This is a genomic window from Klebsiella sp. C283, from assembly GCF_048822555.1.
Lineage (GTDB): Bacteria > Pseudomonadota > Gammaproteobacteria > Enterobacterales > Enterobacteriaceae > Klebsiella > Klebsiella quasipneumoniae.
Genome location: NZ_JBMEZS010000009.1, coordinates 130,332 through 149,599, shown reverse-complemented (window position 1 = coordinate 149,599; position 19,268 = coordinate 130,332). Strand labels below are relative to the sequence as shown.

Sequence of the window (19,268 nt, the reverse complement as noted above, 5' to 3'; positions counted from 1 at the left end):
TGAATTGTTGATGAAATTTCAGATTCATTCTGAATCTAATCTAATTATTTTACAGATTCATAAAGTAATATTAATTTTAGCAAGTTAAATTAAGCTGTTATTATGGGTGTGATTCAAATTGTAGTGTGTTACTTTCATACGTACATATCATAATGCTTTTGATTATGTATGGGCAAATAAAAAAGGTGGATATCATTATCCACCTTTTATGAGATTATGGTTCTCTTTATTCCTCCTGAACTACTACCTCTAGTATCGCTTTTACATGCCCGGCCGAGACTTCAGCGCTGTTGTCGCTCATTCGGTAATAATCGGCGGTAAAGTTAATTTTTTGTGATGCTTGAGCGCTGGCAAAACTGTATGTCTCTGCGTCATAAAATATAACGGGACTATTGTCTTTTTTGAAGATAATGCCAACGTTGCTTGCTGCTCCGCCTCCTGTTAGCAGATTATCGATGATGCCATCCCCCGCAGGACTGGTGCCGCTAACTGGGTTAAACCAATAGTAAAGTTTATTACCAATTGAACCCGCTGGGCATGAAACGTCCATTGTGATAGTTTTCTGTGATGGGGTTGTGCCACCCCGTGGGATTGACATTAATGTGTTTTTTTCAATTGTATTTAAAGTGATTTGGCTCGGTCCAGACACAGAAATATCACAGGAGGTCGCCTTGTAAGAAATACTCTTGAATTTCAGAGACGCAGTCATTAACAGACGATCTGCCGCCCTGGGGTTGGTGCTTAAGTTACCCGCTGAGAATTTAAATACTGGATTGGTACTGACGCCGGATGTATCAATGACAGGTTTTGTTTTTATTAACCATACTGTCATAAATTTGTAGTCATCATTCGACTCTAAAATTGGCACAATCGTAGATTGTGCCACTGCGGGTTTAATTGAACCATGCTTGCTGTCCAGAATATCTGAAAACTGAAAACCAATACCATCAATCCCCGTTTCATAGACCGGTTTTCCCATTATACCCGTGACACCAGAGACCTCGGGTGCGGATGAGGTAATGATATACTGATCACCCATTATCTTGCTGCATTCAAAGGTTTTATAGTGTCCGGTACCAACTTTTTTGGTATACAAAACTGTACCTACGGGTATTGTTGGATCCGTTGCGATTTTAGGACTTAAGTTAAATACTGCTTGCCCAGCGGAACCATCATAATCGCATTTGGCAGCTGCTTCACAACAACATAATAATATAGATAGAAAAATCAGTGTTTTTCTCATTCTTTATTGTCCTTGGTCAATATTAGCGACAAATTGTTTCGATTTGACTGATGCCAGCCGCTTTGCCTTCCCTGGCCGGTAAAGTAAAGGAAGCATTGCACTGCTGCGCCGCGCTTTTGCCCCATTGCACGTTAAGTATTCCGGTTTGCTGCAGGCCGGACATATAGACCATCCCGGCGTCGCTGACGATGCTTGGCTGTGCCTGGCTGCTCCCGGCGAGTAACACCATCGCACCATAAGGTACGTCCTGGCCGCTGGCCGTTTTCAGATGGACAAATGCGCGCTGGCCGATATTACCGGCATAATTGGCCCGTACGATGGCGCCGCGTGTCGGAACGACGCTCTGCGTGGTTTCCGGAAGCTCCATATCTTCGCCAAGCGAAGTACTATCGAGGGTGATATCGGTGCGACGATAAGGCGTGACATAAGGTACGATGGCGTAACCACGATAGTCGGTGGTGATGGTGTTATCGTTGGCCAGCTTGACGTTATCCAAACCTGGGGCCTTAACCAGTACGGCGGCATCGGTGATGTCCTGACCAAGCGTGACCCCATCGGCATGAGCGACAATGCTGCCGTTGGCGCCATAGTCTATACGCTCGCTACCGCGATCGTAGCTGTAACCGGCATTGACGCTGCCGCGAGCACCGTTATAGGTTGCGCGCATATCGCCGCTGTAGTATTCCCGGTTGCTGTATCCTTGCTGCAGGCTCCACTCCAGGCTGTCGTTATCCAGCGCGTTACCACCGATGGAGACCGACTGATCGGTAGACCCCGGATTACTGTTGGTTAACTGATAACTGGTATAGGTGCCCGGTAGCCAGTTGCTCAGCGGCAGCGTGACGGTCAGCGAGATACGCTGATCGTCCTGGGCGTCTTTCCCGGAGTTATTCCCGCTCCAGGTATAGCGGTTATAGCTGTACCCAAGGTAATAGTTTACATTGCGGAAGCCACCGTTGTACCCCACGCTGATCGACTTGTTGGTGCGCTTATCGTCCCAGTAATCTTCAATCAATCCACTGATAGACAGACTGCCGAGGCCTTTACCCAGGCTTTGATTCAGCGTCAGATTGGTGCGGTTGCGCAGCGAGCGAGGCGTATACTTGCCATCATTAGAATAGCTATCTAACACTTCAGAGAGGGTATTAAATCCGCGGGTGGAATAGCGGTAGCCAGCGATAGTCACGTTTGTACCGGTTTCGATAATATTTTTCCCGTAACGGACACGCCATGACTGCCCAGAGGTCTTTTCGTCGTCTTTCATTTTTGACCAGGCCTGGGTGACGTCTGCCGAGGCGGCGCCAAGCTCGCCGAGGTTATAGCCGAGGCCTGTTGACAGGGCCTGATAGCGCGATGCGGCCTGCACCCCGCCATAAAGCGTCAGGCTGCTGGAGACACCGTAGGTCGCGGTAGCTTGCGTAAAGGGCGTTTCATCGACCCCGCCGTCGTAAGGACGATATTTACCAGACGTAATTTCATATTCCAGCTGATCTTCACGGACCATCACCGGCAGCGTAGCGAACGGTACGACGAACTCCTGCTTAGAACCGTCGGACTCTTCCACGGTGACGTAAAGGTCGCCGCTACCGCCGCTCGGGTACATATCGGTGATTTCAAACGCGCCAGGCGCCACGTAGGTCTGGTATACCTGGTAGCCGTTTTGTTTAATGAAGACACGGGCGTTGGTTTTGGCGATACCACGGATAATCGGCGCATAGCCGCGCATACTTTCCGGCAACATTGATGTATCGGTGGCCAGTTGAATACCGGTAAACGGTACACTGTCAAAGATGCCTGAGAGTGACGAGCTCTCACCCATCAGCAGGTTACTGTTGATGGGACGAATGCTGCGCTGCATGTAGAGATAGGCTGAGTCCCAATCACCCGCATCGCCGTTGTTTTTATTCCAGGTGCTGAGATTACGGATACGCCATGGGCCAACGTTGAGGCCAGACTGCAGGTTCAGGCTGTAGTATTCGTCATTGGCCTGCATGTCGTTTGAGCCGCTGAACTGATAGTTCACCAGCAGGGCGTTGATGCCGTCATCAAACTGTTCCGGTGGAATATATCCCTGCGCGGTGGTAGATAGTGCCGCCTGCGGAATGGATATATTCAAGCGCTGGACGGTAAAGTCGAAATCCGCTTTGGTATCCGGGATGACTGAAAGATTGGCGCAGCCGTTTTTATCCTCGACCAGTTCGGGAAAGGCTTTAACCCGTACGCCATACTCTGCCAATGTTTTCAGGCTCAAACAGGGCACCAGGGCGGGCTCTCGATTATTCCCAGTGGCACGGCTATTCGCAACAAACTTCATTGTCCTGGTATCCAGATAGCGACCATTAAACATGATATCTACCCGATAATCCCCTGGCGCCTGTGCGTTCTGCGTCTGGAAAATAGATAAGTCGGGAGTGGTTGATGGATCGCTACCATTCAATGAGCTAATGAATGAGGGATCGAAAAAGTCACGTGCTTGCGCTTTATTATTCAAACCAGAAAGCAATGCCGGAAGCATTGCGAGGAAGACCGCGGATAGTTTGAATAATCCATTATTCTTATTTGGCATAGACACATCCCTATAATGATAAAATAAAATTCTTATTACAGCGATGAGGAATAGAGCGATCCTGCTCCGCCATAATCATTAACTACTTTCCAGTTGACGCTGGAGGCATTGATATTTTCTTTTAATGTCACTTCTTTGGTCGTCATTGGAGCGACCGAGTTGACTTCCGGCTTCACTTCTTTGCTACCAATCTGAACACTATGGAAATAGAAGAAAAACGGTGTCGGATTTTTAATCGTCAGTTTTGTGCCTGATTTCCGCCATTCGAGTTTTTTGGCTTCAATGTTTGGAGAAAGGTCGAAAAGTGCTTTTGGACGATAGACCAGACGCATGCGGTGGCGGACCGCCAGTTGAATAGTATTGGCGTTGGCTTTCTCATCGTCCGCCGGCGGGATGGCCATCACGTTAAAATAGTATATGGATTCCCGGTCGTTCGGGGCATTGACGTTTCCGGTAGAAAATAGACGCACGGTATTCTGCTGCTTACCCTCAAGGCGGAATAACGGAGGTGTAGCCATAAAAGAGGGCGTTTTCCCTGCCGGCGCTTCAACCCAGGATTTAATCAGATAAGGGATGTCATCTTTATTTTCGATTTGCGCGGTGATTTCACGCGCACCTTCTTTATAGAGGTAGCGTGTGGATTCAATCACAATACCAGCATGGGCAATACTACTGAGGAGTAATGCACAGGATGCGGTGATATTTAATAAGTTCCTGAACATGGTTTTTCTCTGAATGCGAAAAAGGGCCCGCTGTGAAGCGGAGCCCTTCGGGGAAAAATTAGAGGGTATAATCGATAGTAAAGGTCGCAACACCTTTAACCGGACCTTCGGTAACCGGAGTCGCGGAGTTCACTTTCACATAACCAGTGGTGTACTTCAGCTGAGTGCCGCCAGCTGCAGTGTAGCTTTCGGTCATGAGGTCAGAACCGTCGAAGCCTACGCGGTGTGCATCACGTACGCGCTGGATACCGATACCAATGCCGGTAGCGCCGCCAGGTGCGGTGTTGTCCAGGATGTTAGCGTTGCTGGAGGCACCGGTCACATTGACGGTTACAGCAGTAACCGGAGTGGCGCTACCCTGTGCGCAGTCTTTCACGTCAAAACCGAAGTCCTGAGTTTTAAACAGAGCACCAGCCGCTTCAGCATTCGCTTCGGTAGTGGTCACGGTCATCAGCTGAACGATACCGTTGTTCAGGGTACCCGTCGGAGTCACGACGCAAGAGTTAGCTGCATCAGAGACTTCACCCAGTACAGTTACCTGAGCGGTGTTGGTTGCCATTACCTGAGCACTCAGAACTGCAGAAGCAGCGACCATTACAGCTACGATTGTCTTTTTCATTTAATTAATCCATATATAGATACTTAGTCCTGTGTAGAATCGATAACAGTTATCATGGGAATGGAGTATACATTCCTATTGATATTGAAAATAAGCGCCAGCATTCCTTATATAGTGCTGAGACCTACCTTCCTGTTGAACGACGCTACAATATCACTTGCCATAGCGAACCATGGAGAAGCGGGGGTAATTTAAAAGTCTGGTGCAAAAAATGCTTGTGAATTCTTGATGAAGTACACGTGAATTTAATAATGACCTTTTCTAATGAGATGTTGAGTTAGGTTGAGATAAATTTAATCCGAAAATGTGGCTTTTAAACAAGATAACTATCGCTTGTCATTTTTTATGCGGTATCCTCAAAGCTGAAGTTCAATGTGAACTGACCCCGCTTCTGTCTGAAGCGATAATGTTCACGCCATGGTTTAGCTGGGATTATTTATTTTTGTTATGGATAATAGGGTTGCGTGGGGCAAGGATATGGATGACATTGCATTATTTAATGGCTGTATAATTAATCAGGAGATTATATTTAATGCCAATATGAATGAGCTGCGACCGCTTGCCGGGAATGGGGAGAGCATCAGCCTCAATGCGCCTACCGCCAGATGCTTGCTGCTGCTATTGCAGAATTGCGGCAAAGTGATTTCTCGGGATGAATTTCTGGCGGCTGTATGGGAAACACGGGGAGTGGTAGTTTCGCAAAATACATTTTATCAAAATATCTCTTTGTTGAGAAAATCGCTGCTCAAAGCCGGACTCTCTGAGGATATCATTATCACCGTCAGGCAAAAAGGCTTTAGCGTCGCCCCGGATACTTTGGTTATCCCGCTCTCGGATGAAGAGTGCGAGAATATGAATCGGGAAAGATTAACGCATTTTCACAGTAGTAAAACTGCTGATATCATTTTCAATGATACGGGAAAAACTGACCATAAATTAAGTCTTCAATTACCAGTGAATTTAGCAATCCAGGAGAGTGGTAAGCGGGAAAATAGTGTAAAGGTGGCAGAGAAAGTATCGGAACGATTACATATAACCTTTAAAGTTCCCACCTGGTTAATCGCGCTGATTGTCGTGATGATAGTTATTAATGTTATCGTACTGATCGTGTTACATCGATAATACGCCGCCATTGGGGTTTATATTGAGAAGGTAACGGTAAAGTGGATTGCCGAGTATTTTAGTCCCAACCTGACGGTGTATTCATATTAAGATGTCTGCCAGCACGACCTGGCAGACAAAGGAGGGGGAGCTAACGCTGCTTCAGTCCTAAATCCAGCGGCGTCTTGCTGGGTTCGCCACCGATCTCTCGCGCCAGCTTCGGCACCATATAGCCGGAGATGAGGGTCAACAGTTCACGCATGATTTCACGGGCTTCATCATCGCTGACCATAAAGTGTGCCGCCCCTTGTACCCGGTCCAGCACGTGCAGGTAGTAGGGCATTACCCCGGCATTGAACAGCGCATTGCTGAGATCGGCCAGGGTTTGCGCGTTATCGTTCACCCCGCGCAGCAGCACGCTCTGATTAAGCAGCGTGACGCCCGCCTGACGCAGCATGGCCATCGCCGCGCGAAACTCGCCGTCAATTTCATTAGCGTGGTTGACGTGGTTAACCAGGATCACTTGCAGCGACGAACGGTGGAAGCGGCTGGCCAGCGTCTCGGTGATGCGCGCCGGGATCACGATTGGCAAGCGGCTGTGAATACGCAGACGCTTAACGTGCGGAATGGCTTCCAGCTGGGTCATTAGCCAGTCAAGCTCATGGTCCTTCGCCATCAGCGGGTCGCCGCCGGAGAAGATGATTTCATCAAGCTGCGGATGCTCAGCGATATAGTTCATTGCCGTCTGCCAGTTGCGCCTGGTGCCCTGATTTTCGGCATAAGGGAAGTGGCGGCGGAAGCAGTAACGGCAATTGACCGCGCAACCGCCTTTCACCAGCAGCAGGGCCCGGTTGCGATATTTGTGCAACAGGCCGGGCACGACGCTGTGCTGTTCTTCCAGCGGATCGGTGGAGTAGCCGGGGGCGACGATAAACTCCTCTTCGGCGGTAAGTACCTGACGAAGCAGCGGATCGTCAGGGTTGCCTTTCTCCATTCGGGCAATAAACGCGCGCGGGACGCGCAGCGGGAACAGGCGTCTGGCCTCACGTCCGGCGAGCAGTTTTTCATCAGCGTCTACATTTAAAAGACGCAGCAGTTCATCAGGACTGGTCACAACATTGGCAAGTTGCGTTATCCAATCTTCTCTGGATGGGGTATTTAGGGTTACAATATGCGCCATTTTGTGGCTTAGCTACCAGTTAAACAATTTCAGAGGGCCTTATGGCGACTTACTATAGCAACGATTTTCGTGCTGGTCTTAAAATCATGTTAGATGGCGAACCTTATGCGGTAGAAGCCAGCGAATTCGTTAAACCAGGTAAAGGCCAGGCGTTTGCGCGCGTTAAGCTGCGCCGTCTGCTGACCGGCACCCGCGTTGAGAAAACCTTCAAATCTACTGATTCTGCAGAAGGCGCGGACGTTGTCGATATGAACCTGACTTACCTGTATAACGACGGTGAGTTCTGGCACTTCATGAACAACGAAACCTTCGAACAGCTGTCTGCTGACGCGAAAGCGATCGGTGACAATGCCAAATGGCTGCTGGATCAGGCTGAGTGCATCGTGACCCTGTGGAACGGCCAGCCGATCGCGGTCACCCCGCCGAACTTCGTTGAGCTGGAAATCGTTGAAACCGACCCAGGTCTGAAAGGCGACACCGCGGGTACCGGTGGTAAACCAGCGACCCTGTCTACTGGCGCTGTGGTTAAAGTGCCGCTGTTCGTCCAGATTGGCGAAGTAATCAAAGTGGATACTCGCTCTGGCGAATACGTATCCCGCGTGAAGTAATTTCACGTCATGATGACTGGCGCAGCCTCTGTGCTGCGCCGCTCTTTCTGTACTGGCACGACGAGCACGACACATGAAGCGCAGCGTAAAACTCCTGGCGTTACTGTTTCTGAGCAGCGCACTGCTGTCTGGCTGCAATACCGCCCGCGGTTTCGGTGAAGATATTCAGGGCCTGGGTCACGCCATCTCTCGCGCTGTAAGCTGACTTCCTTCCGTTTCGCCTGCCGCGATCGCCTTTCGGTGCGCCTGCTTCCTTCACGAATACTCCTTTTCTCTTAAAAAACGCAAAGATCCCTTCATCTGTGGACGGTTTGTCTATGCTTATAGGGCATGAAAACAAAACTGACACTAAGGATGACATTATGGTGAAAAAAACGATTGCAGCGTTCTTTACGGTTTTGGTCCTCTCTTCAGCACTGACCGCTTGTAACACCACGCGCGGTGTGGGTCAGGATATTTCAGAGGGCGGCAGCGCAATCTCTGGCGCAGCAACCAAAGCTCAGCAATAACAGCCTTCGACGGTACGGTTTTGCGCCGTACCGTTCTTCACTTCCCCCATCCTGTTGGATATACTCACTACGACTTTTCATCCACCTTACGGGACGACCCGTAAGCGTTTCTCATCCGGGGACGGCCCCAGCAAAGGAGCCTTATGTCCTGGATAGTCTTATTTATCGCTGGCCTGCTGGAAGTAGTGTGGGCCGTCGGCCTGAAATATACCCATGGCTTTAGCCGCCTGGTTCCCAGCGTCATCACCATCGTCGCGATGGTCGTCAGCATGGCGCTGCTTTCATGGGCGATGAAAACCCTGCCGGTGGGTACCGCTTACGCCGTCTGGACGGGGATCGGCGCCGTGGGCGCCGCTGTGACCGGTATCGTACTGTTAGGTGAATCCGCCAGCGCTATGCGTATCGCCAGTCTTGTCTGCATCGTGGTCGGCATCATTGGCCTGAAGATCAGCGCGCACTAGTTGTAGCGCTGATTGACCCAGACCAGTTTGCTGATATCAAAACCCTGCCGGGTGGCAATATCCAGCATCTGCTGCCTGACTTCCGGGGCGATGGTGGGGGCTCGCGCCAGTAGCCAGAGATAGTCGCGGTCGGGGCCGCAGACCAGCGCGTACCGATACTCCTTATCCAGCGCAATGACGTTATAGCTGCCATAGAAGGGGCCGAAGAAGGAGATCTTCAGCGCGGCGCGGCTGGGCTCGCCGGTAAAATACGCCACCCCGTCCGTTTTCTGCCACATGTCGCGGTCGGGGTTATAGCCTTTATTGACCACGTCCAGACCGCCGTCATCGCGCGGCTGCCAGGCGATCGTGACCTTTTCAAGCCCGCTTTCAAAAGGATGGTCGAAGCGGGCGATTTCGTACCAGGTACCCAGATAGCGCTGAACGTCGAAGGGGGTGACCACGGTGACGCCCGGCGGCGGGGCAGGGGTGCTGCAGGCGACAGACAGGAACGAGACGGCGACCGCGGTGATTATCGGCAGGATACGCATGGTATGCTCCTTGCTGGCTTTTAAGCTAAGTGTAGAGTCCGGCAGGGCAAAGGCGGCAAGATTTTTCTATGAAGCGAGCCCGGTAGCAGAATTGCTGCCGGGCTCTTGCAGGATCAGATAAACAGTACGCCAACGAGAGTAATGACGCTGAGGATCGCCGCCAGACCGTAGAAGACCCATTTGCCGTTTGGCACATGGATTTTCAGGTCGTGCATGGCGTGGTGAATACGATGCAGCCCACACCACAGCGGCAGGACAATCATCAGAAAGATGAACGCGCGGCCGATAAAGCTTTGGGCAAAGGCCAGCACGCGCTCATAGCTGAAGGCGTCGGCCGGGGCGAGCCCCAGCGGCAGCAAAATGCCCACCAGCAGCACCATCACCGGCGCGACAATCGCGCCCCACATGCCGCCTGCGCCAAACAGCCCCCAGAAAACGGGTTCATCGGAACGTTTCGGATTGGGATTAATCATCTCAGCCTCCTTACCAGAACAGGGCGACAAACAGGATCACCACGGTGACCACCGCCGTCACCACCCAGAGTCCTTTAATCACCGGCTCTGGCCCCATTTTTTCGCCTTTGATGATGACGTTGGCGGCTTTCGGCGCCAGCTCGAACCAGGTTTTGGTGTGCAGCAGCGCCGCCGCCAGGGTGATCAGATTGAGGATCACCACCACTGGATTTTGCAGGAATCCGATATATCCCGCCCAGCTTTCGGCGCCGTGCTTGAGGGCAAACAGCCCGTAAATCAGCACAATGCTAAACCAGACCGTCGGTACCGCCGTGCCTTCCCGCACCATGTAGAAGCGATAAAACGGCAGCTTTTTCCACCAGGTGGAGGTCATCGGCCGCACGTAGGGTTTGCGTTTCGTCGTCATAATGCACTCCTTAGCGTGGTTTCAGGGTGGCGATAAGAAAGTCTTTCGAACTTTCCACCTTGCCCTGCTGGATCGCGGCCGCCGGGTCGACGTGCTTCGGACACACTTCCGAGCAGTAGCCCACGAAAGTACAGGTCCAGACGCCGTTCTGGCCGTTAAGCTGCGCCATGCGTTCCTTTTTGCCGTGGTCGCGGCTGTCTTCGTTATAGCGGTGGGCGAGGGTGATCGCCGCCGGGCCGATAAACTCCGGATTCAGGCCGAACTGCGGACAGGCGGCATAGCACAGTCCGCAGTTGATACAGCCGGAGAACTGATGGTATTTGGCCATCTGGGCCGGCGTCTGCTTGTTTGGTCCCTGGTCCGGGGTGCGGTTATTGCCGATGATATACGGCTTAATGGCCTCCAGACTTTCGATAAAGTGGGTCATATCCACCACCAGATCGCGCTCGATCGGGAAGTTGGCCAGCGCTTCAACCTTGATGCCTTTGGTGTAATCCCGCAGGAAGGTTTTACAGGCCAGCTTCGGTACCTTATTGACCATCATGCCGCAGGAGCCGCAGATCGCCATCCGGCAGGACCAGCGGTAGCTCAGGTCGGGCGCCAGGTTGTCTTTAATGTAGCCCAGCGCGTCCAGCAGCGAGGTCTGCTCATCGTAAGGCACGTCATAGAACGCGCTGTGCGGTGCCGTGTCGACCTCCGGGTTGTAACGCACCACTTCGACTTTCAGGTTTTTCATCTCAGCCATGGGTGGTCTCCTTCTTCTCAGCCGCTTCCGCCTCAGCGCCATAAACACGTTTCGCCGGCGGCAGCGTGGTGATCTTCACATCGCCATATTCCAGGCGGGTGGTGCCATCAGCCTCGCGGAAGGCGAGCGTATGTTTGAGGAAGTTGACGTCGTCGCGTTCGGTACAGCCTTCATCCAGACGCTGGTGCGCACCGCGCGATTCTTTACGGGCGATGGCCGAGTGCGCCATACATTCGGCAACGTTTAAACCGTGCCCCAGCTCAATGGTGTAAAGCAGATCGGTGTTGAATACGCTGGAGTTGTCGGTAATGCGCACGCGCTTAAAGCGCTCCTGCAGCTCAGCCAGCTTGTCGATAGTTTTCTGCATCAGCTCTGGCGTCCGGTAGATGCCGCAGCCTTCCTCCATCGAGAGCCCCATTTCGTCGCGGATTTTCGCCCAGTTTTCGTTACCCTCCTGGTTGACGAGATCTTTCAGACGACGCTCCACATCGGCAGCCTGCGCATCAAGGGCGGAGCCGTTCGTCTCGCCCGCTTGCGCGGCGCGCTGCATGGCCTGTTCCCCGGCCAGGCGGCCGAAGACCACCAGCTCGGCCAGCGAGTTGGAGCCCAGGCGGTTGGCGCCGTGCAGACCAACGGACGAGCATTCGCCCACGGCAAACAGCCCTTTGATGCGGGTTTCGCACTGTTGATCGGTTTCGATGCCGCCCATGGTGTAGTGCGCGGTCGGGCGTACCGGAATCGGTTCTTTCACCGGGTCGACGCCGACGTAGGCTTTCGCCAGCTCACAGATAAACGGCAGGCGCTCCAGCAGCTTTTTCTCGCCGAGGTGGCGCAGATCGAGGTAGACCACGTCGCCGCGCGGCGTGGGAATGGTGTTCCCTTTCCGCCATTCGTGCCAGAAGGCCTGGGACACTTTGTCGCGTGGGCCCAGCTCCATATATTTGTTCTTCGGTTCGCCGAGCGGGGTTTCCGGGCCCATGCCGTAATCCTGCAGATAGCGATAGCCGTTTTTGTTGACCAGAATCCCGCCTTCACCGCGGCAGCCTTCGGTCATCAGGATCCCGGAGCCCGGCAGGCCGGTCGGGTGATACTGCACGAATTCCATATCGCGCAGCGGCACGCCGTGGCCCAGCGCCATACCCATCCCGTCACCGGTAACGATGCCGCCGTTGGTGTTGTAGCGATAGACGCGTCCGGCGCCGCCGGTGGCCAGCACCACCGCGTTGGCGCGGATCTGCACCAGCGTGCCTTCCATCATATTCATCGCCACCAGGCCGCGGGCCTGGCCGTCATCGACCAGCAGATCAAGGACGAAATGTTCATCAAAGCGTTGAATTTGGGGAAACTGAAGGGAGGTCTGGAAGAGGGTATGCAGCATGTGGAAGCCGGTTTTATCGGCGGCAAACCAGGTACGTTCGATCTTCATGCCACCGAAGCGCCGGACGTTAACGCTGCCGTCAGGGCGGCGGCTCCACGGGCATCCCCACTGTTCCAGCTGGGTCATTTCCGTCGGGCAGTGGTGAACGAAATAGTCGACGACATCCTGCTCACACAGCCAGTCGCCTCCAGCGACGGTGTCGTGAAAATGGTACTCAAAGCTATCGTGATCCTGGGCAACGGCTGCGGACCCCCCTTCTGCAGCGACCGTATGGCTGCGCATCGGATAGACTTTAGAAATCAGGGCGATTTTGGCATTGGGGTTGGCCTGGGCGGCGGCGATAGCGGCGCGAAGGCCTGCCCCGCCGGCGCCAATTACGGCGAGATCGGCTTGAAAAGTGTGCACGACATTCCTCCAGTTTTAGTGTATTTCGCCGCCGGGCTGGCGAAAAAGTATCACTGCTCCTTTATAGGTACAGGAGTATAGCCGTAGGGTCAGTATGGAAAATTGACGTGTTCGATTTTTTTATCGATATGTGCGGTTATTTATCAGTGATATTTATGCATTTAGGTTAACGATAGATTAATGGCATGTAATCTGCCGGGGATTGCACAAAATTTGTTTCACTCGCCGGTTGCGAGTAGACTTCGTGCCCTTGTTTGCAATCGGAGAAAGTACCATGAGCGAGACGGCAACCTGGCAGCCGAGCGCACCCATTCCCAATCTGTTGAAACGCGCGGCGGTGATGGCGGAAATCCGCCGGTTCTTTACCGATCGCGGCGTGCTGGAGGTGGAGACGCCTTGCATGAGTCAGGCGACGGTAACGGATATCCATTTGTTCCCGTTTGAAACCCGTTTCGTCGGCCCGGGCCACTCACAGGGACTCAATCTGTACCTGATGACCAGTCCGGAATACCATATGAAGCGCCTGCTGGCGGCGGGCTGCGGCCCGGTTTTCCAGCTGTGCCGCAGCTTCCGTAATGAAGAGATGGGGCGGCATCACAATCCGGAATTCACCATGCTGGAGTGGTATCGTCCGTGCTATGACATGTATCGTCTGATCAACGAGGTGGACGATCTGCTGCAGCAGGTGCTGGAGTGCCAGCCGGCGGAAAGCCTCTCCTATCAGCAGGCGTTTCAGCGTCATCTGGATATTGACCCGCTCTCTGCCGATAAAGCGCAGCTGCGCGAAGTCGCGGCGAAGCTGGATCTGAGCAATATCGCCGATACTGAAGAAGATCGCGACACGCTGCTGCAACTGCTGTTCACCATGGGCGTGGAGCCGCACATCGGCAAAGATCGGCCGACGTTCATTTATCATTTCCCGGCGACTCAGGCCTCTTTAGCGCAGATCAGCCCGGAAGATCATCGGGTCGCTGAGCGCTTCGAGGTCTATTACAAAGGAATTGAGCTGGCGAATGGTTTCCACGAGCTGACCGACGCCCATGAGCAGCGCCTGCGCTTTGAGCAGGACAACCGCAAGCGGGCCGCGCGCGGCCTCCCGCAGCAGCCCATCGATAACAACCTGCTGGCGGCGCTGGAGGCAGGTCTGCCGGACTGCTCCGGCGTGGCATTGGGCGTTGATCGCGTGGTGATGCTGGCGCTGGGCGCTGAAAGCATCGGCGAAGTGATCGCCTTTACGGTCGACCGCGCCTGATGGCGCTGTCACCTCCCGCCGCCTGCGGGCGAGGGAGGTGACAGGCCTCTCCTGACCTATCCCTCGCACGGTATCCCGGCATTCGCCCGAATACCCACAATCTCTCTCCGTGCTTTTGCTACTATCCGCGCTCTTTTTATGAGACCAGGCGTTGCCCGTCGGGCGATGCTCACGTTTGGATAGGTTTATGCATCAACAACTCAAGAAGATGAGCCTGATTGGGCTGATTCTGATGATCTTCACCTCGGTGTTTGGCTTTGCCAACAGCCCGTCGGCGTTTTATCTGATGGGCTACAGCGCTATGCCGTTTTATCTTTTTTCCGCACTCTTTTTCTTCATTCCGTTTGCGCTGATGATGGCGGAGATGGGCTCAGCCTTTCGTCGGGAAGAGGGCGGCATTTACTCCTGGATGAACCACAGCGTCGGGCCGCGCTTTGCGTTTATCGGCACCTTTATGTGGTTTGCGTCGTACATCGTCTGGATGGTGAGTACCGCGGCTAAGATCTGGGTGCCGCTATCTACCTTTTTGTTTGGCGCCGACAAAACCCAAAGCTGGGCGCTGGGTAGCCTGACCCCGACGCAGACGGTGGGCATTCTGGCGGCCTGCTGGATGGTCGTCGTGACCTTTATTGCCGTCAAAGGGATCAATAAAATCGCCAGGATCACCGCCGTCGGCGGTATCGCGGTGATGGGGCTTAATCTGGTGCTGCTGCTGGTGAGCGGGGCGATCCTGCTGCTCAACGGCGGCCATTTCGCCCAACCGTTAAACTTCGCCCTTTCGCCTAATCCGGGCTATCAGTCGGGTATGGCCATGCTGTCATTTGTGGTATTTGCCATCTTCGCCTATGGCGGAATTGAGGCAGTCGGCGGCTTAGTGGATAAAACCGATAAACCGGAAAAGAACTTTGCCAAAGGGATTATTATCGCGGCGATCGTGATCTCGGTTGGTTATTCGCTGGCGATTGTGCTGTGGGGCGTGAGCGCTAACTGGCAGCAGGTGCTCGGTGCGCGTTCAACCAACCTCGGCAACATCACCTATGTGCTGATGACCAGCCTCGGGAACACGCTCGGCCAGGCTCTGCACATGACGCCAGAGGCGGCAGCCCTGACCGGGATCTGGTTCGCCCGTATTACCGGGCTGTCGATGTTTCTCGCCTATACCGGCGCGTTTTTCACTCTCAGCTATTCGCCGCTGAAAGCGATTATCCAGGGCACGCCAAAAGCGCTCTGGCCATCGGTGATGACCCGTCTCAACGTTAATGGTATGCCCGCCGCGGCGATGTGGCTGCAGTGTTTGCTGGTCGGGGTGTTTATTGTCATGGTGTCGTTCGGTGGGGACAGCGCTTCCGCGTTTTATAACAAACTGACGCTGATGGCCAATGTCTCCATGACTTTGCCTTACCTGTTCCTGACCATCGCCTTCCCGTTCTTCAAGTCAAAAGCGCATCTCGATCGGCCGTTCGTGATTTTCAAAAACCGCCAGTCGACGCTGCTGGCGACCGGCGTGGTGCTACTGGTGGTGACCTTCGCCAATATCTTCACCATTATTCAGCCGGTCATCGACAGCGGGGACTGGAACAGCACGCTGTGGATGGTCGGTGGGCCGATCTTCTTCTCGCTGCTGGCGTTGGCCATTTACGAAAGCTACCGTCGGCGCCTGGCGTCCGGTGTGCTGGTAATGGAGAGCTAGAAAGCCTGCCCGGCGCCGCCGCCGGGCAGGGTATGGCCTACAGGCTGCCAGCCGTACGTCGGCTGGTTTTCCCGGCCGAGGTCATGGTTTTACTGCTTTGCCTGCCGTCGATACTTTCCAGCCGCATCTGGAACGGAGGGAACGGCATATCAATGCCATGCTCGCGGAAGCCCGCCAGGATCAGCTGATGCATCTCATGGCGTAGCGGCATGCGGTGCCCCATCTCGGCGGCAAAAATACGCAGCTCGAAAATCTGGATCCCCTGCTGCAGGTCGACGAGAAACGCCTCCGGCGCCGGGGTATCGATAACCAGCGAACAGCGATGCGCCGCGGCGATGAGGATCTTGGTCACCTCTTCGGTATCGGCGTCCACCGGAGCCGGCACCGTCAACACCACGCGGGTGACCGAGTCCGACAGCGACCAGTTGATAAACTGTTCGGTGATGAACGCCTTGTTCGGCACGATAATCTCTTTCCGGTCCCAGTCGCTGATGGTGGTGGCGCGGGTATTAATGCGGGTGACGCTGCCCGTCAGGTCGCGGATGGTGACCGTATCGCCGATGCGGATCGGCTTTTCAAACAGGATAATCAGGCCGGAGATAAAGTTAGCGAAGATCTCCTGCAGGCCAAACCCGAGACCCACACCCAGCGCGGCGACCAGCCACTGCAGCTTCGACCACTCAATGCCAATCATCGAGAAGCCCACCAGCCCACCGATCAGCATCAGCAAATACTTGGTGATGGTGGTGATGGCGTAGCCGGTGCCGGGCGTTAAATCGAGGTGCTGGAGGATCGCCAGCTCCAGCAGCGCCGGCAGGTTGCGCACCAGCTGAGTGGTGATGATCAGCACCAGAATGGCAATCAGCACTGCGCCAAGGGTGATGGGCTCGAGGCTTTCCACCCCCTGCACCGTCGAGGTGACGTCCCACAGCGAGATATTCTCGAGGAAGCCAAACGCCGAGTGAATTTCCGACCACAGCACGATGACTGACAGCAGCGCGATCAGCATCAGCAGAGAGCGCACGAGACGCAGCGACTGGGTACTGATGGCATCGAGATCGACCTCGCTGACCTCCGTCTCCACCGACCCTTCCGGGCTGCTGACGTGAACAGGCTCATCTTCGCCGCGGGCGCGCTGGGCGAGAATTTCCGCGCGACGATGGCGGGCCCGGTCGAAGGCCAGTCGGCGCCGCTGGATCAGCATCCAGCGGCGGATAATGTGATAGACCACCAGCAGCAGGAACCAGATGGCGACGGAGGTTTCCAGACGCGCCAGCAGCGCCTGAGCGGTGGCGAGGTAGCCGACGGCGGCCGCCAGCATGGCCACCAGCGGGGCGCCAAGCATCAGGTTCCACAGCAGGCGGTTCACCATGTTGTCGCCATTCCCCTCTTTATCCAGGTAGAGCGGGATGCCGGCATGCTTAAGGCTGAGGGTGACCACCGCCAGCGCGCCGCAGATCAGCAGGAAGCACAGACGGCCCAGCGAGGCGGAAAACTCGCGGTCGTTAAGATTATCGAACATGATCAGCGCCATTATCAGCGGCACAATCAGTCCGATGCTCATCAGGTAGTAGCGCATCGCTTTCGCCACGCGGTTACGCGGCCAGCCGAAGTGGGCGATAAACAGCCCGTTTGGCCGGGCGAAGGTGGCGCAGATCATCACCACCCACAGCAGAGGCACCGTCGCGGTGACCCCATCGCCAATCGCCACCGCCAGCGGGAAGGGCCAGGCGGACTGCAGACCATAGCCGAGCGTCATCCACAGCACCGGCAGCGGCGAAGCCACCAGTATCGACCAGAAGACCGTGCGCAGCGTCAGCCAGAAGTGATCCTGGGTGACTTTCCCCACCCGAGCGCTGGAGCGCTCAAGGAAGCGGGTGAAATGGCGCCGGGAGCTGATGCTGAAGCCAACCAGCAGCAGGGCGGCAAACAGCGGTAGCAGGGTCTCTTTGCTGGTGAGCATCATCGCGCTGGCTTTACCCAGCTCGCTGATGGTATCCAGGGAGATCAGGCGCCGCAGATCCTGGACGATCTCCAGCGGCCAGGAGAAGCCGATGGGGCTGACGTCCGAAGTCCAGAACAGATAGCGGTGGGTGGCTTCGTTGATCTCCTTCAGCGCGTCTTCCAGCTGGCCGTTGGCGACCTTCAGCTTGGTGAGCTCCAGCATCAGGGTATCGCCGCCGCGCAGCAGCGAGTTCAGCAGCTCGTTCTGCGTGCGTAGCTGCGCCTGCAGGATCTTGTTCTGCTCGCTGGTCAGCGGTTCGCCGTCGGCCTGACGGATCTGCCGCAGCTGCGGCTGCTTACTGAGTAAATCCTCAAAGCGCAGACGCTGCACGCGCAGCTGCGCCATCTCCGTATCCAGCTGCTGCGGGCGAGGGCGCTCCGGCAGCCGCGCCACCTGGGCGCGCAGGGCTTCGCCCAGCAGATTAGAGGAGCCCAGCCACTGCGACTGCTCGCGCAGGGTGTTTAACGCCTGGCGCACCTGCAGCGTTTGATTCGTCGCCTGCCGCTGCTGGGACGCCACCAGATCCATACGCTGCGCCTGCTGGTTCAGCGCCTGGGAGAGTTCGCGGTTGACTTTAAACTGGGCGGTGATGTCCGGCGGCAGGTTTTCACTGTTCTCCGCCAGCAGTTCGGTACTCTCCAGCGCTTTTTCCGCCTCCCGCTGGCGCTGGCTGTTCTGCAGATTACGCAGCGCCTGCAGATAGGCATCCAGCTGCTCGCTCTGCTTTTGCGCCAGTTCAGAACGGGCGCGCGACAGCTCCTGGCGGTTATTGGCGGAAAGCTGGGCAAGGTCGAGCTCATCCACCAGCGCCTTCAGGCGTGCCGATTCCGCCTGCAGGGCAAGATTTTGCGCCTGGGCGAGGGCATTGTTGCCGGTTTGCGTGCCGATGCGGCGCTCAACCTCATTGAGCTGACGCCGGGCGTCGGTTTGCTGCTGCGGCAGCTGGTTCAGGGAGTCGGCGATTTCACGCGCGCGATCCTGCTCCTGCTGCGCCTGACGGCTTGACTCCAGCAGCTGGCTGCTGACCTGGAGGATCTCCTGGTTCAGCGCATCGGCGGTCAGGCCGACTGGCACCTGGCGCGGCTCTTCGCTCAGATTGTTGAGCTGGGCACGCAGGCTTTGAAACAGTTTGGGGAAATTGTCGATAACGTCCTGATACTGACGGGCGCGCTCGAGAGACGATTTTCGCTCCTCAAGCGCGTTCAGGGCGGACTGCAGAACTTCAACGGTTTCAGGCTGGGCGGGCTTTGCCGCCTTCGCCTGTTCCAGTTCCTGGGTTATCTGTTTAGCATCCGGGGCTGTCGCAGCGTACGCCCCGAAACTGAGGCTCAAGGCCAACAGGAAAGTGTATATCAGGCGCACGGCATAACCCTTT

General features: G+C 55.0%; 18 protein-coding genes. 7 read left to right on the top strand and 11 right to left on the bottom strand.

The window, feature by feature from the left end; all coding sequences use genetic code 11:
- Positions 1 to 226: 226 nt before the first annotated feature.
- Genes ACOI7Z_RS18740 through ACOI7Z_RS18725 form a run of 4 tightly spaced genes read right to left on the bottom strand, consistent with a single transcriptional unit; the run spans position 227 to position 5,150 of the window.
- On the bottom strand, positions 227 to 1,243 hold the full coding sequence (locus tag ACOI7Z_RS18740; protein WP_080901616.1) for a fimbrial protein: 1,017 nt from the start codon (positions 1,241 to 1,243) through the stop codon (positions 227 to 229).
- Between the two features lie 22 nt (positions 1,244 to 1,265).
- Complete coding sequence (locus tag ACOI7Z_RS18735) at positions 1,266 to 3,809, bottom strand: fimbria/pilus outer membrane usher protein (RefSeq protein WP_087848655.1); 2,544 nt, start codon at positions 3,807 to 3,809, stop codon at positions 1,266 to 1,268.
- A gap of 35 nt (positions 3,810 to 3,844) precedes the next feature.
- Positions 3,845 to 4,531 carry a molecular chaperone gene (locus ACOI7Z_RS18730; RefSeq protein ID WP_004206417.1) on the bottom strand — a complete coding sequence of 229 codons (687 nt, stop codon included), beginning with the start codon at positions 4,529 to 4,531 and terminating at the stop codon, positions 3,845 to 3,847.
- 58 nt (positions 4,532 to 4,589) lie between these two features.
- Positions 4,590 to 5,150, bottom strand: coding sequence for a fimbrial protein (locus ACOI7Z_RS18725; RefSeq protein ID WP_004206418.1), 561 nt, complete (start codon positions 5,148 to 5,150; stop codon positions 4,590 to 4,592).
- 477 nt (positions 5,151 to 5,627) lie between these two features.
- Between ACOI7Z_RS18725 and ACOI7Z_RS18720 the strand changes: the two genes are divergently transcribed.
- Positions 5,628 to 6,272, top strand: a complete 645-nt coding sequence (locus ACOI7Z_RS18720; RefSeq protein WP_087848685.1) for a winged helix-turn-helix domain-containing protein — start codon at positions 5,628 to 5,630, stop codon at positions 6,270 to 6,272.
- Between the two features lie 130 nt (positions 6,273 to 6,402).
- On the opposite strand, the gene epmB is transcribed toward ACOI7Z_RS18720, so the two are convergent.
- Positions 6,403 to 7,431, bottom strand: a complete 1,029-nt coding sequence (gene epmB / locus ACOI7Z_RS18715) for an EF-P beta-lysylation protein EpmB (RefSeq protein ID WP_023291702.1) — start codon at positions 7,429 to 7,431, stop codon at positions 6,403 to 6,405.
- 41 nt (positions 7,432 to 7,472) lie between these two features.
- Between epmB and efp the strand changes: the two genes are divergently transcribed.
- The 4 genes from efp (at position 7,473) to sugE (ending at position 9,009) form a co-directional block, all read left to right on the top strand.
- Complete coding sequence (efp, locus tag ACOI7Z_RS18710) at positions 7,473 to 8,039, top strand: elongation factor P (protein WP_004206421.1); 567 nt, start codon at positions 7,473 to 7,475, stop codon at positions 8,037 to 8,039.
- Between the two features lie 73 nt (positions 8,040 to 8,112).
- Positions 8,113 to 8,244, top strand: coding sequence for an entericidin A/B family lipoprotein (locus tag ACOI7Z_RS18705; protein WP_004206422.1), 132 nt, complete (start codon positions 8,113 to 8,115; stop codon positions 8,242 to 8,244).
- A gap of 157 nt (positions 8,245 to 8,401) precedes the next feature.
- Positions 8,402 to 8,548: a lipoprotein toxin entericidin B gene (ecnB, locus tag ACOI7Z_RS18700; protein ID WP_004206423.1), complete on the top strand. Its 147-nt coding sequence runs from the start codon at positions 8,402 to 8,404 to the stop codon at positions 8,546 to 8,548.
- Positions 8,549 to 8,691: 143 nt separating this feature from the next.
- A complete protein-coding gene (gene sugE / locus ACOI7Z_RS18695) occupies positions 8,692 to 9,009 on the top strand; it encodes a quaternary ammonium compound efflux SMR transporter SugE (RefSeq protein ID WP_004206425.1) in 318 nt (105 codons plus the stop codon).
- Here the strand turns inward: sugE and ACOI7Z_RS18690 are convergent.
- From ACOI7Z_RS18690 to frdA, 5 genes are all read right to left on the bottom strand, one after another.
- Positions 9,006 to 9,539, bottom strand: a complete 534-nt coding sequence (locus ACOI7Z_RS18690) for a lipocalin family protein (protein ID WP_032454621.1) — start codon at positions 9,537 to 9,539, stop codon at positions 9,006 to 9,008. The two genes, sugE and ACOI7Z_RS18690, sit on opposite strands and share 4 nt — an antisense overlap.
- 113 nt (positions 9,540 to 9,652) lie before the next feature.
- Positions 9,653 to 10,012, bottom strand: coding sequence for a fumarate reductase subunit FrdD (gene frdD, locus ACOI7Z_RS18685; RefSeq protein ID WP_002885526.1), 360 nt, complete (start codon positions 10,010 to 10,012; stop codon positions 9,653 to 9,655).
- A gap of 10 nt (positions 10,013 to 10,022) precedes the next feature.
- Positions 10,023 to 10,418, bottom strand: coding sequence for a fumarate reductase subunit FrdC (gene frdC / locus ACOI7Z_RS18680; protein WP_002885530.1), 396 nt, complete (start codon positions 10,416 to 10,418; stop codon positions 10,023 to 10,025).
- A gap of 10 nt (positions 10,419 to 10,428) precedes the next feature.
- Positions 10,429 to 11,163 (bottom strand): fumarate reductase iron-sulfur protein, encoded by a 735-nt coding sequence (frdB, locus tag ACOI7Z_RS18675; protein ID WP_004177729.1) that lies wholly within the window; start codon positions 11,161 to 11,163, stop codon positions 10,429 to 10,431.
- On the bottom strand, positions 11,156 to 12,946 hold the full coding sequence (frdA, locus tag ACOI7Z_RS18670) for a fumarate reductase (quinol) flavoprotein subunit (RefSeq protein WP_032454622.1): 1,791 nt from the start codon (positions 12,944 to 12,946) through the stop codon (positions 11,156 to 11,158). Before frdA ends, frdB begins: the two co-directional genes overlap by 8 nt.
- A gap of 274 nt (positions 12,947 to 13,220) precedes the next feature.
- Between frdA and epmA the strand changes: the two genes are divergently transcribed.
- Together epmA and yjeM are read left to right on the top strand one after the other, a co-directional pair.
- A complete protein-coding gene (gene epmA / locus ACOI7Z_RS18665; protein ID WP_004206428.1) occupies positions 13,221 to 14,198 on the top strand; it encodes an elongation factor P--(R)-beta-lysine ligase in 978 nt (325 codons plus the stop codon).
- Positions 14,199 to 14,385: 187 nt separating this feature from the next.
- The gene (yjeM, locus tag ACOI7Z_RS18660) at positions 14,386 to 15,888 is read left to right on the top strand and encodes a glutamate/gamma-aminobutyrate family transporter YjeM (RefSeq protein WP_048336483.1); all 1,503 of its coding nucleotides are present in this window, start codon (positions 14,386 to 14,388) and stop codon (positions 15,886 to 15,888) included.
- Between the two features lie 37 nt (positions 15,889 to 15,925).
- Here the strand turns inward: yjeM and mscM are convergent, their stop codons facing one another.
- Positions 15,926 to 19,255 carry a miniconductance mechanosensitive channel MscM gene (gene mscM, locus ACOI7Z_RS18655; RefSeq protein WP_017900929.1) on the bottom strand — a complete coding sequence of 1,110 codons (3,330 nt, stop codon included), beginning with the start codon at positions 19,253 to 19,255 and terminating at the stop codon, positions 15,926 to 15,928.
- Positions 19,256 to 19,268: the final 13 nt, after the last annotated feature.